This window comes from Actinomycetospora sp. NBRC 106378 (genome assembly GCF_030269685.1).
In the GTDB taxonomy this organism is placed as follows: Bacteria; Actinomycetota; Actinomycetes; order Mycobacteriales; family Pseudonocardiaceae; genus Actinomycetospora.
Window position 1 is genome coordinate 762,892 of the sequence record NZ_BSTT01000002.1, and the last position, 16,270, is coordinate 779,161.

At 74.7% G+C, this 16,270-nt stretch carries 16 protein-coding genes; 12 read left to right on the plus strand and 4 right to left on the minus strand.

Annotated features, from left to right (window positions below; translation table 11 throughout):
- Window positions 1-840, minus strand: a complete 840-nt coding sequence (locus QSK00_RS07995) for an alpha/beta hydrolase (RefSeq protein WP_285589330.1) — start codon at window positions 838-840, stop codon at window positions 1-3.
- A 29-nt stretch (window positions 841-869) separates the two neighbouring features.
- A complete protein-coding gene (locus QSK00_RS08000; RefSeq protein ID WP_285589332.1) occupies window positions 870-1,493 on the minus strand; it encodes an NADPH-dependent F420 reductase in 624 nt (207 codons plus the stop codon).
- A gap of 132 nt (window positions 1,494-1,625) precedes the next feature.
- Between QSK00_RS08000 and QSK00_RS08005 the strand changes: the two genes are divergently transcribed.
- The 5 genes from QSK00_RS08005 to metX all read left to right on the plus strand — a co-directional run bounded on the left by QSK00_RS08005 (window position 1,626) and on the right by metX (window position 8,047).
- On the plus strand, window positions 1,626-2,507 hold the full coding sequence (locus QSK00_RS08005; RefSeq protein WP_285589334.1) for a LysR family transcriptional regulator: 882 nt from the start codon (window positions 1,626-1,628) through the stop codon (window positions 2,505-2,507).
- A gap of 111 nt (window positions 2,508-2,618) precedes the next feature.
- A complete protein-coding gene (locus tag QSK00_RS08010; RefSeq protein WP_285589336.1) occupies window positions 2,619-3,326 on the plus strand; it encodes a cation diffusion facilitator family transporter in 708 nt (235 codons plus the stop codon).
- Between the two features lie 112 nt (window positions 3,327-3,438).
- Complete coding sequence (locus QSK00_RS08015) at window positions 3,439-5,346, plus strand: GAF domain-containing SpoIIE family protein phosphatase (RefSeq protein WP_285589339.1); 1,908 nt, start codon at window positions 3,439-3,441, stop codon at window positions 5,344-5,346.
- A 152-nt stretch (window positions 5,347-5,498) separates the two neighbouring features.
- Complete coding sequence (locus QSK00_RS08020; protein WP_285589341.1) at window positions 5,499-6,818, plus strand: bifunctional o-acetylhomoserine/o-acetylserine sulfhydrylase; 1,320 nt, start codon at window positions 5,499-5,501, stop codon at window positions 6,816-6,818.
- 98 nt (window positions 6,819-6,916) lie between these two features.
- Complete coding sequence (gene metX, locus QSK00_RS08025) at window positions 6,917-8,047, plus strand: homoserine O-acetyltransferase MetX (protein WP_285589524.1); 1,131 nt, start codon at window positions 6,917-6,919, stop codon at window positions 8,045-8,047.
- Here metX and QSK00_RS08030 read toward each other — a convergent pair.
- The gene (locus QSK00_RS08030) at window positions 7,998-8,420 is read right to left on the minus strand and encodes an ArsR/SmtB family transcription factor (RefSeq protein WP_352231102.1); all 423 of its coding nucleotides are present in this window, start codon (window positions 8,418-8,420) and stop codon (window positions 7,998-8,000) included. The genes metX and QSK00_RS08030 overlap by 50 nt on opposite strands.
- 49 nt (window positions 8,421-8,469) lie before the next feature.
- On the opposite strand from QSK00_RS08030, the gene QSK00_RS08035 reads away from it, so the two are divergent.
- The 3 genes from QSK00_RS08035 (at window position 8,470) to QSK00_RS08045 (ending at window position 11,077) form a co-directional block, all read left to right on the plus strand.
- Window positions 8,470-9,246 carry an esterase/lipase family protein gene (locus QSK00_RS08035; RefSeq protein ID WP_285589343.1) on the plus strand — a complete coding sequence of 259 codons (777 nt, stop codon included), beginning with the start codon at window positions 8,470-8,472 and terminating at the stop codon, window positions 9,244-9,246.
- A 22-nt stretch (window positions 9,247-9,268) separates the two neighbouring features.
- Window positions 9,269-10,165, plus strand: coding sequence for an oxidoreductase (locus QSK00_RS08040; RefSeq protein ID WP_285589344.1), 897 nt, complete (start codon window positions 9,269-9,271; stop codon window positions 10,163-10,165).
- 78 nt (window positions 10,166-10,243) lie between these two features.
- Window positions 10,244-11,077: a PaaI family thioesterase gene (locus QSK00_RS08045; protein ID WP_285589346.1), complete on the plus strand. Its 834-nt coding sequence runs from the start codon at window positions 10,244-10,246 to the stop codon at window positions 11,075-11,077.
- Here QSK00_RS08045 and QSK00_RS08050 read toward each other — a convergent pair.
- Window positions 11,067-11,735, minus strand: coding sequence for a VC0807 family protein (locus tag QSK00_RS08050; RefSeq protein ID WP_285589348.1), 669 nt, complete (start codon window positions 11,733-11,735; stop codon window positions 11,067-11,069). The two genes, QSK00_RS08045 and QSK00_RS08050, sit on opposite strands and share 11 nt — an antisense overlap.
- 11 nt (window positions 11,736-11,746) lie before the next feature.
- Here QSK00_RS08050 and QSK00_RS08055 point away from each other — a divergent pair, with 11 nt between their 5' ends.
- The 4 genes from QSK00_RS08055 (at window position 11,747) to cobM (ending at window position 16,262) form a co-directional block, all read left to right on the plus strand.
- A complete protein-coding gene (locus tag QSK00_RS08055) occupies window positions 11,747-12,649 on the plus strand; it encodes a PaaX family transcriptional regulator C-terminal domain-containing protein (RefSeq protein ID WP_285589349.1) in 903 nt (300 codons plus the stop codon).
- A 281-nt stretch (window positions 12,650-12,930) separates the two neighbouring features.
- Complete coding sequence (locus QSK00_RS08060; RefSeq protein ID WP_285589351.1) at window positions 12,931-14,121, plus strand: LLM class flavin-dependent oxidoreductase; 1,191 nt, start codon at window positions 12,931-12,933, stop codon at window positions 14,119-14,121.
- Between the two features lie 132 nt (window positions 14,122-14,253).
- Window positions 14,254-15,522 carry a precorrin-6y C5,15-methyltransferase (decarboxylating) subunit CbiE gene (gene cbiE / locus QSK00_RS08065; RefSeq protein WP_285589353.1) on the plus strand — a complete coding sequence of 423 codons (1,269 nt, stop codon included), beginning with the start codon at window positions 14,254-14,256 and terminating at the stop codon, window positions 15,520-15,522.
- Complete coding sequence (gene cobM, locus QSK00_RS08070; RefSeq protein ID WP_285589355.1) at window positions 15,519-16,262, plus strand: precorrin-4 C(11)-methyltransferase; 744 nt, start codon at window positions 15,519-15,521, stop codon at window positions 16,260-16,262. The genes cbiE and cobM overlap by 4 nt, the downstream gene beginning before the upstream one ends.
- Window positions 16,263-16,270: the final 8 nt, after the last annotated feature.

Sequence of the window (16,270 nt, forward strand, 5' to 3'; positions counted from 1 at the left end):
TCAGCGCCGCACGAGCAGCGGCACCGCCACGTCCCGCAGCGGGCCCGGCTGCACGAGCCGGTCGCAGGCGTCGAAGTGGGTGCCGCCCTCCTGCGCCAGCACGTCGGTGGGCACCCCCGGCCACGCGTCGACGAGCAGCCGCTGCTGGCGGTCGAACTCGCCGGGCTCGTCGCCGCCGCAGGTCAGGAGCAGCGGCCCCGGCCCGGTCGGGGTCATGTGCACGGGGCTCGCGCCGTGCGCGGTCGACTCGCTCATCGCCAGCACGTCGTTGAGGTAGGAGCGCCGGATCGGGTCGAGGTCGTAGAGCCCGCTGATCCCGACGACGGGTCCGACGGTGTCGGCCGGGAGGTCGTGCGCCGCCCAGTCGGTCGCCATCGCCGTCGTCACGAGGTGCCCGCCCGCGGAGTGCCCGACGAGACCGATCGCGGTGCCGGACGCGCCGAGATCGGGAGCTCGCCGGGCGAGCTCGGCGATCCCGGCGCGCACGTCGGCGACCACGTCGTCGATCGCCACGTCCGGCACCAGCCGGTAGTCGAGCGAGGCGAAGACGGCACCAGCCGTCAGGAAGGGCTCGGCGAGGAACCCGAAGGTCTCCTTGTCGAGCGCCTGCCAGTAGCCGCCGTGGACGAACACGACGAGCGGCGAGGTGCCGCCGCCCGGGGCGGGGGAGTAGACGTCGGCGGCCTGCCGCGGGTCGTCGCCGTAGCGGATCGTCAGCGGCGGGTGCTCCCGCCGCAGCGCGTCGCTACGGGCCGCCCAGTCCGCGATGATCGCGTCCGCGTCGTCCACCAGCGCCCGCGCGTCGTACTGCGCATCGAGCCATTCCCTCGTCGCCGCCATGGGCCCGGTCTACCCGGCCGGCGGCCACCTCAGCGCGTGAACTCGTCGACGCCGAGGGCGAAGTCCCAGTGGGTCATCCCGTGGTTGGCGAGCGCCACGGTCACCAGGCCCATCCCCTCCAGCCAGTGCGCCATCGCGAGGCCGCCGACGTCGAGCGGTCGCAACCCGAGGCTCTCGACGAAGGCCGCGACCCGTGCCTTGGCCTCCGCGTCGTCCCCGGCGAGGAAGACCGCCGGCCGACCCTTCTCCAGCACCCCCGCGAAGATCGTGTTGAACGCCTTGACCACGGCCGTGTCCGCCGGGGCCACGGCGGCGGCCTCCCGTGCGACGGAGGTCTCGGTGTCGTGGGCGAGCCCGTCGAAGGTGGCGTTGAAGGGGTTGCTGATGTCGACGACGACCTTGCCCGCGAGGGCGTCGCCGTACTCGGCGACGACCGGGACGACGCTGTCGGCCAGCAGGGCGGTGACGACGATGTCACCGGCGGGGACCGCTCCCCACGTGCCGGTCGTCGCGCCGTCGCCCAGCGTGTTCGCCAGGGCGTCCGCCTTGCCCTGGTCGCGCCCCATGACCTCCACGGCGTTGCCGCCGGTGAGGGCCAGGGCGCCGAGGGTGCGGGCCATGTTCCCGGTGCCGATGATCGTGATGGTGGCCATGAGAGGTGCCTGTTCTCGAGTGCCGGACGGTGTCGCTGACGTCCTCGACCCTCCGCCCGCCCCGCCGCCGACGTCCAAGACCGTTTCCGGCCGCGGTGATAGCGTCGAGGTATCACCGCCCCGGGAGGCGCCGTGGACCTCGACCTGCGGAAACTGCGCTACTTCGTCGCGGTCGCCGACCGGCTGCACTTCGGCCGGGCCGCGGACGACCTGCACATCGCACAGCCCGCGCTCAGCCGCCAGATCAGCGCCCTGGAGCACGACCTCGGCGCCCCGCTGTTCGTCCGCGACCGGCACGGGGTGGCGCTGACCGACGCCGGCCGCCGGCTGCACACCGACGCCGGTCCGCTGCTCGCCTCGGCGGCCGCGGTCCGGCGGCACGTCCAGGCGGCCGCGCGCGGCGGGAGGCGGCTCGTCGTCGGCTTCCGGACCGGCATCCCGGTCATCCCCGCGGAACGGGCGTTCGCGGCCCGCCACCCCGACGCCGTGGTGGAGGTGCAGCGGACCGAGGCCGACGACCAGGCCGCGATGCTGCTCGACGGCCGGGTCGACGTCGGCTACGTGCGCCTCCCGGTCGACGAGACCGGCCTGCGGGTCGTCCCGCTCTACACCGACCCGTGGATGGTGGCGCTGCCGGCGGCGCACCGCCTGGCCGGCAAGGAGGAGGTCGCCGAGGCCGACCTCGCCGGGGAGACGCTGGTCTGGCACGACGGTGCCCCGCCGACCCGGCGCTCCCTCCCGGACGCGGGGTTCCGGGCGCGCGGGGTGGAGGAGAAGCTCGAGCACGTCGCCGCCGGTCGGGGCATCTCGTTCGTGGCCCGCTCGGAGACGACCTTCCACTCCCGCCCGGACATCGGCTACGTGGCCATCCCGGAGCTCCCGCCCAGCCAGGTCGCCCTCGCGATCGCCGCGGCCCGGCACTCGTCCCTCGCCGAGGACTTCGTCACCGCGGCCCGGGCGAGCGCCCAGATCACGGCGGAGTGCGGCGCCGTCCCGAGTACCGCCGGAGGCTGAGCACCCGCGCGCGCCCGGGCCGGGCGCGGCAGGGGTGCTGCTGCGCGCCGCGCCGCCGTACGGTCGGCGCATGGCGGACGGCGGGGCGCTCGACGTGACCGGGGCCGGGTCGTGAGCGCGCACCCGGGCGCCGCGGTCACGGCGCCGTCGGACGCGCGACGGGAGGTCCTGACGCGCCGGGTCCGGGTGCTGGTCGCCGTGACCATCACCTACAACGTGATCGAGGCCGCGATCGCGTTGGCCGCGGGGACGGTGTCGTCGTCGACCGCCCTGGTCGGCTTCGGGCTGGACTCGGTGATCGAGGTGTCCTCGGCCGCCGTGGTGGCCTGGCAGTTCGCCGGCCGGGATCCCGCGGCACGGGAGAGGGTGGCGCTCCGGCTGATCACGGGCTCCTTCGTGGCGCTGGCGATCTACGTGTCGGTGGAGTCGGTGCGGGCCCTGGTCGGCCTCGCCGAGCCCGCACACTCGCCGGTGGGGATCGGGCTGGCGGCGGCGTCGCTCGTGGTGATGCCGTGGTTGTCGTGGGCGCAGCGCCGCGTGGGTCGCGAGCTCGGGTCGGCCTCGGCCGTGGCGGACTCCCGGCAGACGCTGCTGTGCACCTATCTCTCGGCGGTGGTGCTGGTCGGGTTGGTGCTGAACAGCACGCTCGGCTGGTGGTGGGCCGACCCGGTGGCGGGGCTGGTCATCGCGGTGATCGCGCTCAAGGAGGCCCGGAGCGCCTGGCGCGGTGAGGGGTGCTGCGCCCCGACGTCGCCGCCCGTCGCCGCCGGGGCGTGCTCCTGCTGCGAGATCGGCTCCGGCGATCGGTGCTGTTCCTGACGCCGTCCGGATGACGCGGTTCGGGCGCGGCGGTGGCGGGGTCGGCCGTAGAATCCGTGGGTCGACCGGGACCTCGATGCGGTGCCGAGGTGAGGACCGCGGAGGTGGAGACGTGGCGGAGGAGACGGCAGCGGCCGCCGTCGCGTGCGGTGGTGTCACCGACCCCGAGCGGTTGACCGCCCTGCAGCGGTCGGGCCTGGGCCCCCGCGCCGACGCGACCATGCAGTGGTTCGCCGAGCGGGTGCAGCGCTGGGTGGGGGTCCCGGTGGCGTTGGTGTCCCTGATCCGCGCCGACGAGCAGGTCTTCCCCGGTGCGGTCGGACTCGAGGGGCCGTTCGGCGAGGCGCGTCGGACCGGGTTGTCGCACTCGTTCTGCCAGCACGTGGTGGCGAACGGCGGACCGTTGATCGTCGGCGACGCCCGCACGGACCCGGTCCTGGCGACGAACCTGGCGGTCCCGGAGCTCGGGGTGGTGGCGTACGCGGGGATGCCGTTGACCGACGGGTCCGGGCACGTGCTCGGGGCGTTGGCGGCGATCGACCACGAGCCGCGCGCGTGGGCGCCGGCGGAGATCGAGCTGCTGCGCGACCTCGCGACGGCGTGTTCGACCGAGCTGCGGCTCCGCCTGGCGCGCGTCGACGCCGAGACCGACCGGGCCCGCCGGGACCGGCTGGAGCTCTCGTTGCGGGAGTCGTTCGAGCGGTCCCAGCTGCTGCTCGAGGTGTCCCGGTCGGTGGGCGACAGCACGTCGACCGAGCAGGTCCGCGCCGGGCTGGCGGACGTGGCCGGCGGTGTCCTCGGCGCCGACCACGTGGCCCTGTTCGCCGTCGACGGCGACGACCTGCGTCTGCTCGTGGCGCCCGGCACCGAGGGGACCGACACGAACCGGGCCTGGTCGGCGCTCGAGGTCGACGAGCAGGCTCCTCCGTGGCGGGCGGTGCGCGAGCAGCGGATCGTGTTCTGCGCGACCCGCGACGAGTGCGACGAGCAGTTCTCGGCCGCGGCGCGCGCGTTCGACCTGCAGGCGGTGGTGGCGGCGCCGGTGCCCGACCCACGCGGCGTCCTGGGCGCCCTGATGCTCGGGTGGAGCGGGCCCCGCGAGTTCTCCCCGGCGGACCTGCTGCTGGTGAACACCGTCGCGGCCTACACGGCCCGGGCGTTCGACCACGTCGACTGGGTGCAGCACCGGGTGACGGTGGCCCGGGAGATGCAGCAGGCGATGCTGACCACGCTGCCCGAGGTGCCGGGACTGGAGCTGGCGGCGCGCTACCAACCGGCGGACGGTCGGGAGTACGTGGGCGGGGACTGGTACGACGCGTTCCCCCTCCCCGACGGCGGCCACCCCGGGGACGCGGTGGTGACGGTGTCGGTCGGCGACATCATCGGGCACGAGCTGGGCGCGGCGATCGACATGGGGAAGGTGCGCTCGATGCTGCGCCAGACCGCCTGGGACCGCGCCGGCGAGCCGCCGTCCGCCGTCGTGCACGCCTTCGAGACCGCGAACACCGGCCTCGGTCTCGACGCGGCCGGCACCGCCGTGCTGGCCCGCCTGGAGCGCCGCGGCGAGCGCGGACCGTGGTCGATGACGTGGGTGAACGCCGGGCACCCGCCCCCGGTGCTGGTCGACGCGGACGGGAGAACCGCGCTGCTCGAGGGCCACGGACGCCTGTTCGGGCTGCCGCGCGGGGTCCTCGAGCCACGCGAGGACCTCGAGGTCGCGCTGCCCGCCGGGAGCACGGTGGTCCTCTACACCGACGGCCTGGTGGAGCGCCGCGGTGTCGATCTCGACGAGCGCACCGGGGAGCTGTGCCGGTTCCTGTCCGGCCACGCCGCGTCGGACCCGGACGCCCTCGTGGACGCGGTCCTGGCCGAGTTCGGCCGGGGGGCCGGCGACGACGTCGTCGTCCTCGCGGTCCGGGTCACCGGAGCGGGCGACGCCGACCCGGAGGCCGGACGCGGGCCGGGCGTGACGGGTCGCGTCACACCGGTGATCGGTGGCAGGCCCGCGTACGACCTCTAAGGTGTCGGACGTGCTCCACACCGCCGTGCTCGAGCAAGTGCGTGACGAGTTCTGGCCGAGTCGCCGCCTCGACGCGTTCGACGAGTTCTGTCGACGCTGAGACGCTGTCCGATTCCACCGGCCCGAGCCACGCACTCCAGGAGACCTCCAGCATGAGCACGCCCGACGCCCCCGGGGCGAACTGGTCCTTCGAGACCAAGCAGATCCACTCCGGCGCCGCGCCCGACACCGCCACGGGTGCCCGCGCCACGCCGATCTACCAGACGACGTCCTACGTCTTCCGCGACACCCAGCACGGCGCCGACCTGTTCTCGCTGGCCGAGCCGGGCAACATCTACACGCGGATCATGAACCCGACGCAGGACGTGTTCGAGCAGCGCGTCGCCGCGCTCGAGGGCGGCGTGGCCGCGCTGGCGTTCGCCTCCGGGTCGGCCGCCACCACCGCCGCGATCCTCAACATCGCGAACTCGGGCGACCACTTCGTGTCGAGCCCGAGCCTCTACGGCGGCACGTACAACCTGTTCCACTACACGCTGCCCAAGCTGGGCATCGAGGTCACGTTCGTCGAGGACCAGGACGACCTCGAGCAGTGGCGCAACGCCGTGCGGCCGAACACCAAGCTGTTCTTCGCCGAGACGATCGCCAACCCGGGCTCGAACGTCCTCGACATCGCCGGCGTCTCCGGTGTCGCCCACGAGATCGGCGTGCCGCTGCTCGTGGACAACACGGTGCCCACGCCCTACCTGCTCCGCCCGATCGAGCACGGCGCCGACGTCGTCATCCACTCCGCCACCAAGTACCTCGGCGGTCACGGCACCACGGTCGCGGGCATCGTCGTCGATGGCGGCACCTTCGACTTCGGCGCCCACGGCGACCGCTTCCCGGGCTTCACCGAGCCCGACCCGAGCTACCACGGCCTGAAGTTCTGGGAGGCCCTCGGCCCGGGCGCCTACGCCGCCAAGCTGCGCGTGCAGCTGCTGCGCGACACCGGCGCGGCGATCGCCCCGTTCAACTCCTTCCTCATCATCCAGGGGATCGAGACGCTCTCGCTGCGCCTGGAGCGCCACGTCCAGAACGCCCAGGCGCTCGCGGAGTGGCTCGAGGCGCGCGACGAGGTGGAGAAGGTCTACTACGCGGGCCTGCCGTCGAGCCCCTGGTACGAGGCAGGGAGGAAGTACCTGCCCAAGGGCGTCGGTGCGATCGTCTCCTTCGAGCTGCGCGGCGGCGTCGAGGCCGGCCGCGCGTTCGTCGACGGGACCAGTCTGCACTCGCAGCTGGTCAACATCGGCGACGTGCGCTCGCTCATCGCCCACCCGGCGTCGACCACGCACAGCCAGCTCTCGGAGAACGAGCAGGAGGCCAGCGGCGTGACCCCCGGCCTGGTGCGCCTCGCCGTCGGGATCGAGAACGTCGAGGACCTCAAGGCCGACCTCGAGGCAGGCTTCACCGCGGCGAAGTCGAAGACTGCGTGACGGACTCCCAGGTCGAGCTCCGCCCCGCTGCGTCTCCGGTGCTCCTCCCCGGCGGTGTCCCGGCCGGCTCGCCGGGGCCGCTTCCCGACGACGGCTCGGTGCCGGTCCTCCCTCCCGCCACGGGTGCGTGGCGGGAGGGGGACCCGGTCGGCGGGCGCCGGTTCGTGACGCTGCCCGACCCGCTCCCGCTCGAGAGCGGGTCGGCCCTGCCCGACGCCACCGTCGCCTACGAGTCGTGGGGCCGCTTCGACGGCTCGAACGCGATCCTCGTGCTGCACGCGCTGACCGGCGACTCCCACGTCGTCGGGCCGGCGGGGCTCGGGCACCCGACGCCGGGCTGGTGGGCCGGGATCATCGGCCCGGGCCTGCCGATCGACACCGACCGCTGGTACGTCGTCGCGCCCAACGTCCTCGGCGGGTGCCAGGGCACCACCGGGCCGGCGTCGGCGGCACCGGACGGCCGGGCCTGGGGCTCACGGTTCCCGCGCACCACCGTGCGCGACCAGGTCGCCCTCGAGGTCCGGCTCGCCGACCAGCTCGGGATCGGCTCGTGGGCGGCCGTCCTCGGCGGCTCCATGGGCGGGATGCGGGCGGTCGAGTGGGCGGTGACCCACCCCGACCGCGTGGAGCGGCTGCTGCTGCTCGCGACGTGCGCCGCCGCGTCGGCGGACCAGATCGCGTGGGCCGCACCGCAGCTCGCGGCCATCCGCGAGGACCCGAACTGGTGCGGCGGGGACTACCACGACCGCGGCCGGGGTCTCGGGCCGCACATCGGCCTCGGGGTCGCCCGGCGCATCGCGCACGCGACGTACCGGACCGCCGAGGAGCTCGACACCCGCTTCGGGCGGCGGCCGCAGCCGGGGGAGGACCCCTACGACGCCGCGTCACCGGGACGGTTCGCGGTCGAGTCCTACCTCGACCACCACGCCGAGAAGCTCGTGCACCGGTTCGACGCCGGGTCCTACGTGACCCTGACGGCGGCCATGAACGCCCACGACGTCTCCCGCGGTCGCGGCACGATGGCGCAGGCCCTCGCGCGCGTCACCGCGCGCACCGTCGTGGCCGGTTCGACCACCGACCGGCTCTACCCGCTCTCGCAGCAGGAGGAGCTGGCCGAGCTGATCCCGGGCGCGGGCCCGGTGGAGCGCATCGAGTCGCCCTACGGGCACGACGCGTTCCTCATCGAGACGCGGCGCCTCGCGGAGATCCTGTCGACCCTGATGGGGTGAGCGGGGCGAACGGCTCGACCGACCCGGCGTCGTGGATGCGGTCCAGCAGGTCCTTCACGACGGCGTCGGCGAGGCGGTAGCGCACCACGCGGCCGTCGCGGTGCGCGCTGACCAGGTTCTGCGCGCGCAGCAGCCGCAGGGCCTGGCTGGTGGTGGAGTCCTTCAGCCCGGCGGCGAGCGCGAGGTCGGACACGCAGATCTCGCCGACCTCGTGGATGCAGAGCAGCAGCGTCAGCCGTGTCGGGTCGGCCAGCAGTGCGAAGCGGGACACCCAGCCGTGCATCGTGGCCGCGTCCGGCAGCGCCTCCACGGCGGCACAGACACGGTGGTCGCCGTCGACGCCGATCGCGTCCGGATCCCCGGTGAGATGCACGGTCGGAGTATCCCACGGGGAGCGGGGGCGCCGGGTAGCGTGCCGGGACGTGGCGACGGACGTGGCGACGGACGTGGTGAGCCCGGACCCGACGGTCGCGGTCCGCTCCGCTCCGACTCCGCTCGTCCCGCCCTTCCGCGGGAACCTCCTCGGGGAGTCCCGGTTCCAGCTCGAGCTCCTGGCGCTCCTGGCGTCGGGGGTGCACCGGGGGAAGGACGTCCGACCGGGCGACGGCGACCCGGTGCTCACCGTCCCCGGGTTCCTCGCCGGGGACGCGTCCCTGGCGGTGCTGCGGGCGTGGCTGCGGCGCTGCGGCTACCGCGCCTACCGGTCGGGGATCGCCTGGAACGTGGACTGCTCCGAGGCCGCCGTGCGCCGCCTGGACCGTCGTCTCGCCGACGTGGCGGAGCGCGCGGGCCGGCCGGTCACGGTCATCGGGCACAGCCGCGGCGGGCTGCTGGCCCACGCCGTCGCCGTCCGCCGGCCGGGCCGGGTGCGGCGGGTGATCACGCTGGGCAGCCCGTTGTCCTCGCCGTTCGACGCCTCGGTGCTCACCCTCGCGGCCGTCGGCGGGGCCCGGCTCGGCCAGAACCTGCTGCGGCCCGCCCGACCGCAGTGCCTCACCGTCGACTGCCCCTGCGCCTTCGGCCGCGACCTGCGCGCGCCGCTGCCGGTGCCGCTGACCAGCATCCGCACCGTCGAGGACGGCATCGTGCGCCCAGAGTCGTGCGTGGTCGACGGCGCCGACAACGTGGCGGTGCGGGGCAGCCACATCGGGTTGTGCGTGAACGCGGAGGTGTACTCCCGGATCGCGCGTCTGCTCTGAGCCGGGCGGGTAGTAGGAGGCCATGGCCCCGTGGACCTCCGCCGACATCCCCGACCAGACCGGCCGCACCTTCGTGGTGACCGGGGCGAACTCCGGCCTCGGCCTCGTCGCCGCCACCGAGCTGGTGGCGCACGGCGCCCACGTGGTGCTGGCCTGCCGCAACACCGACAAGGGCGAGCAGGCCGCCGCCCGCATCGCCGCCGACGGCGGGCCGGGCACCACCGCCGTCGAGGAGCTCGACCTCGCCGACCTCGCATCGGTGCGCAAGTTCGCCGCGCGGCTCGACGGGCCGGTCGACGTGCTCGTCAACAACGCCGGGCTGATGGCGGTCCCGTTCCGCCGCACGGTCGACGGTTTCGAGATGCAGTTCGGGACGAACGTCCTCGGCCACGTCGCGCTGACCGGCCTGCTGCTCGACCGGCTCACCGACCGCGTCGTCACGATGTCGAGCCTGGCCCACCGCATGGGCTCGATCCGCCTGGACGATCTCAACTGGGAGCGTCGCCGCTACCAGCGCTGGCTGGCGTACGGCCAGTCGAAGCTCGCCGACCTGATGTTCGCCTACGAGCTCGAGCGCCGCTTCGTCGCCGCCGGGTCGCCGCTGCGGTCGATGGCCGCGCACCCCGGTTACAGCGCGACCAACCTGCAGTCGCGGACCGAGTCGGTCCAGGACGCGATCATGGGGCTCGGCAACCGGGTGATCGCGCAGGGTCCGGAGATGGGCGCCCTGCCGGAGCTGTACGCGGCGACGGACCCCGACCTGCCCGGCGGGGTGTACATCGGCCCCGACGGCCCGGTCGAGGCGTGGGGGCACCCCATCCCGGTCGGCTCCACGGCCGCCTCGCACGACCGCGAGGTCCAGAAGGCCCTCGTTCGGGCGTGCGAGGAGCTGACCGGTGTAACGGTCGCCGTGTCCTGAGGCGGCCGTTCGGGGGACACACGTCGCATATCCCCGCCCGACCGTCGCCCCGTCGGATCGATTGGGCATGATCGGCGCGTGAGCGACCGAGTGGAGACCGGCGGTGAGGCGACGGACGACCCGGCGCCGCTGGCCGTCCTGCGCCGGTTGGTCGCGGAGGAGGCCCCGCTCGCGCCGATCCACGCCGCGACCCACGCGCGGCTGACCCGCGTCGAGCGGGGATGCTGCGAGGCGCGGATGCCGACGACGATCGGCGACGGGCTGCTCGAGTCGCTCCTCGTCCTCGCCGACTTCGTGCTCGGGGTGTCCTACTCGAGCTCCCTGCGCGCCGGCGACCGGATCGTCACCGTGCGACTGGCCGTGCAACTGCTCGGGCGGCCGCTCGCGGGGGAGGACCTCTACGCGACCGGCGCCCTCGACGACGCCCGCCGCGGGGTCGGTCTGAGCTCGGCGACCATCACCGACCGCGAGGGCCGCACGGTCGCCCGCTGCGTGGGCCGCAACGCCGTCCTCACCGACGGGCTGGCCGACCAGTACGGCCGGACCGCACCGACGTGGGCCAAGCGCCCGTCGGGCTGGCGGCTGCTGATGCCGCACCGCGGGGAGGACCCCACCCGCGACGGCACCACCCTGGTGGCCCATCCCGACCCGTCCACGCGGAACTCCGCCGGCGTGGTCCAGGGCGGCGCGCTCGCCGGGCTCGCCGCCCGCGGCCTCTCGCACGCGCTCGACGTCATGCCCGACGACTTCGCGGTCAGCTTCGTGCGCCCGGTCCGCCCCGGCGACCACCCGGTGATGTGCCGCGTGGTGGTCGAGCACGGTGGCCGCCGCATGCGCGTCGGGCGGGCCGAGCTCGTCGACGACCGCGGGCGCCTCCTCGCGACGGCGTCGGGGACGTCGTTCAGGCACTGACCGCCGCGGCCGCCCGGGCCCGGCCGGCCCGCGCCGACGCAGCGCCCCAGACGGTGGTCGCGACGACGAGCAGCCCGATCACGACGGCGGGGACCACGGCGTTGACCACGACCATCGTCGGGACCGGCAGGCGGTAGGTCAGGACGATCCGCACGACGGCCTCGCCGAGCAGCCCGAGGCCCCACATCACGGTCAGCCCGCGCTGGGTGCGGCGGAAGCCCGGGTACTGCCACAGCCCGTTCCACCACGCGATCCGGGCCGGGTCGCCGTTCGTCGCGAACCGGCGCCCGAACAGGAACATCACCGGCCGCGGCGCCAGGAGGCTGCCGAGGAACACGAGGCCGACCAGCCCGGTCACGGCCGACTCCTTGAGCAGCAGCAGCCGCGGGTCGTCGAAGAACAGCGACGTGATCACCCCGACGGCGAGCAGCGTCAGGATGAACAGGCTGAACTCGTCGACCCGGCGTCGGACGGCGACCGAGAGCAGGGTGCTGAGCGCCGGCCCGATCGCCGAGAGCAGCAGCGCGGGCACGTCGGCGAGCCCGGCGTCGGTGGCGACGTCGTAGATCACGATCGGGGCGGCGATGTCGAGCACCGCCATCGACACCCAGGGAAGGATCTTGGCCAGCATCGCGTCGCCCCCGTCATGTGACATCATCGCTCCCGACCGTGAACGAGAACGTACACCGAGATCGCCGCCAGGGAACCCCCGCCGCCCTGGTCGCCGGCCTGTTCGGCACGGCGGGGCGCTCCGTCCTGCCCGGCCCCGCGCTCGTCGCCCTGCTCGGTGACCTCGGCCTCCGTCCCGACGCGGCCCGCCGCGCCCTCGCCCGCATGCGCGAGGCCGGCCAGCTGACCACCACGCGACGCGGACGCCGGGTCGACCACCACCTCGCGGGCGCCTTCGGGGCCTCCGTGCTGCGGCTGCGCGACGACCGCGGGACCCCGCCGCGCTGGGACGGCGCGTTCCACACGCTGCTGCACCACGTCCCGGAGTCCGCCCGCCCCTACCGCGACCGGTTCCGCCGGGCTGCCGTCCTCGTCGGCTACGGCCCGTGGCAGCCCGGCGTGCTCATCAGCCCGGTCGACCGCTCCGCCGGGCTCCGCGACGTCCTGGCCGACGTCCCACCGGAGGCGTCGGTGGTGCTGGGGCGTCTCGTTCCCGACGACGGGTGGGGCGGCTCGGTCGGCTCGGTCGGCTCGGTCGGCGATGGCGCTCTGCTCGCGCCGGGTGGGAGCGGCGGGACATCGTCGACCACCGTGGCCGCCGCGATGGCCCGCCGGGCGTGGGCGCTCGACGACGTGGCGGCGGACCTGCGCGCCCACCACGCGCGGTTGCTGGACGTGCTGGACCGTCCGGTGCCGGACGACGGGGCGGCGGCGTTGAAGCGCCTGTCCGACGCCACGGGGCCGGTGTACGTCGACCTGCTGCGCGACCCGGGCCTGCCGGTCGAACTGCTGCCCGCCGACTGGCCCGGCGCCGACCTGCGCGCCGCGCTGGGCCGGGTCGCGGTGGCCTACCTGCCGACCGTGGTCGCGCACGTCCACGCCCGGATCGCCGACGTGGGCTGAATCCGCCCCCACCCCCGGTGGCAGGAAAGCGTCGTTGCTGTCATCCAGCGGGAGGAACGCCGCATCGTCGACCCGGCCCGGCCCGGCCCGCTCCGGGCTCGGCGCGCGACCGCGAGATGCACGGAGGGCAGGTTCCGGGCGGCCCGCGCATGCCTGGTGTGCACCTCGGCGGCAGAACCGGCCCGACCGGCACCGTCCCGGCGTCGGGAAAACCCCCATGGACATCGGCGCTCGGACCGACCTAGCGTGACGTGGCTGACACTCATCGTGGAGGAGAGCTCGTGAGCAGGCTGCGTTTCGGCACGTTCCTCGCCCCGTTCCACCGCGCCGGGGAGAACCCGACGCTCGCGCTGCAGCGCGATCTGGAGCTCATCGAGCACCTGGACCGCCTCGGCGTCGACGAGGCCTGGATCGGCGAGCACCACTCCGCGGGCAGCGAGATCATCGCCTCGCCGGAGATCTTCATCGCGGCCGCGGCGGAGCGGACGAAGCGCATCAAGCTGGGTACGGGTGTGACCTCGGCGGCGTACCACAACCCGCTCTGGGTGGCCGACCGGATGGTCCTGCTCGACCACCTCACGCGCGGTCGGACGATGCTCGGCGTCGGGCCGGGTTCGCTCCCGAGCGACTCCGCGATGATCGGGCTGAACCCGACCGACACGCGGGAGCTGCTCGACGTCAACCTCGACATCATCATGCGGCTGCTCGCGGGGGAGACCGTCACCGCGCAGACGAAGACCCACAACCTCGTGGAGGCCAGGCTCCAGCTCCGGCCCTACACGGAGCCGTGCTTCGACATCGTCGTCGCCGCGGTGGCATCGCCGACCGGACCGCGCATGGCGGGCCGCCACGGGGTGGGCCTGCTCAACATCGGCGCGACGATGACCCAGGACGGGTTCGACGCCCTGGCCCACCACTGGAACGTCGTGAAGGAGCGGGCGGAGCACTACGGGCAGCCCGAGCCCGACCGCGACTCCTGGCGTCTCGTCGGCCTCATGCACATCGCGGAGACCAAGGAGCAGGCCTACCGCGACGTGGAGTACGGCATCGAGTCGTGGTTCCGGTACTTCCAGAAGACGGCGGCCTTCCCGCAGATGGCGGTCGAGGGCGGCGACGTCAAGGAGATGATCGACTTCATCAACGAGGCCGGCATCGGGGCGATCGGCACCGCGGAGGACGCCCGCGCCCAGGTGCAGCGCCTCGCCGACCAGTCCGGCGGCTTCGGCGCGATGCTGCTGCTCGGGCACGAGTGGGCCAACCCGGAGGCGACGAAGCGTTCCTGGGAGCTCCTCGCCCAGCACGTCATGCCGCACTTCCAGGGCCGGACCAGGGGCGGGGTGTCGCACGCCGAGTCCACCCAGCAGGCCAAGGAGCGGGCCGGCCTCAAGCGCGACGAGTACGCGGCGACCCAGCTGACCGCCGTCGAGCACATGACCCAGAAGTACGCCGACGAGGTGGCGGCGAAGGGCTGAGCCACCCTCGTGGCAGGAACGCGTCGTTGCTGTCGCCGGGCGGGAGGAACGCCACTCCCTCGACCGGGTCGCCGCGGGCGGCCCGGCCGTTAGGGTGGCGCCCGTGCTGGACCGAGACCCCGCTGCCGACCGGTGACCGTCACCGTCGTCGGCATCGGCGCCGACGGGTGGCCCGGACTCGCCCCGCCCGCACGCACGGCCTGTGAGAAGGCGGCCGTCGTCCTCGGGGCGCCGCGCCAGCTCGACCTGCTGCCCGCGGCCGTGACCGCCCGCCGCGAGGAGTGGCCGGCCCCGATGATGCCGTCGCTGCCGAGCCTGCTCGACCGGCTGGGCGGCGAGGAGCTCGTCGTCCTGGCCAGCGGCGACCCGATGTTCTTCGGGATCGGCACCAGCGTGCTGCGGCTGCGCCCGGACGCCACGGTGGTGCCGCACCCGTCGTCGGTCGCGCTCGCCTGCGCGCGCCTGGGGTGGGCCGAGCAGGACGCGGTGGTGGTCTCCGCGGTCGGGCGACCGCTCGAGGCGGTCCGGGCGGCGCTCGCGCCGCGTCGCCGGCTGCTCGTGCTCGCGGACTCCGGCGCCCTGCCGGGCCGCCTCGCCGCGCTGCTCGTCGGCGCCGGTTACGGAGAGGCACGGCTCTGCGTGCTCGGTTCCCTCGGGGCCGAGCACGAGTCGCGGGTCGACGGTGTCGCCGCGAGCTGGAGCGCCCCCGACGGCGACCCGCTCGCCGTCGTCGCCGTCGACTGCCCCGCCCTTCCCGACGACGGGTGGCTCGGTCGGGCCCCCGGCCTCCCCGACGACGCGTACACCCACGACGGCCAGCTCACCAAGACCGAGATGCGGGCGCTCTCGGTGGCCGCCCTGCGCCCGCTGCCCGGTCAGCTGCTCTGGGACGTCGGCGGCGGGGCGGGCTCGATCGGCATCGAGTGGTGCCGGGCCGAGCCGACGGCGCGGGCGATCGCGGTCGAGTCCCGCGAGGACCGTGCCGCACGCATCGTCGAGAACGCGGCGGCCCTGGGCGCGCCCGCGGTGCGGGTCGTGCCGGGCCACGCGCCCGAGGTGCTGTCCGGGCTGGAGACGCCGGACGCCGTCTTCGTCGGGGGCGGCGTGTCCGTGCCCGGCATGCTCGAGGCCTGCCGCCGGGCACTGCGCCCCGGCGGACGGCTCGTGGCGAACGCGGTGACGCTGGAGGGCGAGGTGGCCCTCGCGGCGGCGCGGGCCGAGTACGGCGGCGAGGTGCGGCGGATCGCGGTGTCCCGGGGCCGCCCGGTCGGCCGCTACCTGGGTTGGAAGGCCCTCGCGCCCGTGACGCAGTGGGTGCTGCACGTCGGGACCACCGACGCCGGTCCGGCCACGGCCGGCGACGTCCCACCGCCGACCCCGCCTCCCTGGAGACTCTCGTGACCGTCCGCTTCGTCGGCGCGGGCCCCGGTGCCGCCGACCTCATCACCATCCGCGGCCTGCGCGCGATCGCGACCAGCCCGGTGTGCCTCTACGCCGGTTCGCTCGTGCCGGAGGACCTGCTCGCGCAGTGCCCGCCGCACGCCCACAAGGTCGACACGGCGCGCCTCACCCTCGACGAGATCGTCGCCGAGCTGGTCGCCGCGGACGCGGCGGGCCACGATGTCGCGCGCCTGTGCTCGGGTGATCCCGCCGTGTTCTCCGCGGTCGCCGAGCAGACCCGCCGGCTCGACGAGGCCGGGATCGCCTGGGAGATCGTGCCCGGCGTCCCGGCCTTCGCCGCGGCGGCCGCGGCGCTGCGCACGGAGCTCACCGTGCCCGGCGTCGGGCAGTCCGTCGTGCTCACCCGCGACGCGGCGAACGCGACCCCGATGCCCGAGGGCGAGTCGCTCGACGTCTGGGCCGCCACCGGCGGGACGCTCGTGCTGCACCTCGCCGTGCAGCGGTGCGCGGAGGTCGTCGGGACCCTGCTGCGGCACCGCCCGCCCCACGAGCCGGTGGCCGTCGTCGCCCGGGCCTCCCGCGACGACGAGCTGGTGCTGCGCGGCACGCTCGCCGACATCGCCGAGAAGGTCGAGGCCGCCGGGGTGAAGCGGACCGCGGTGATCGTGGTCGGACCCGTCGTCGGGACCCGGGACGGCTGCGAGTCGCACCTCTACTCGGCGCAGCGCGTTCGTCCGTGAGCGAGCCC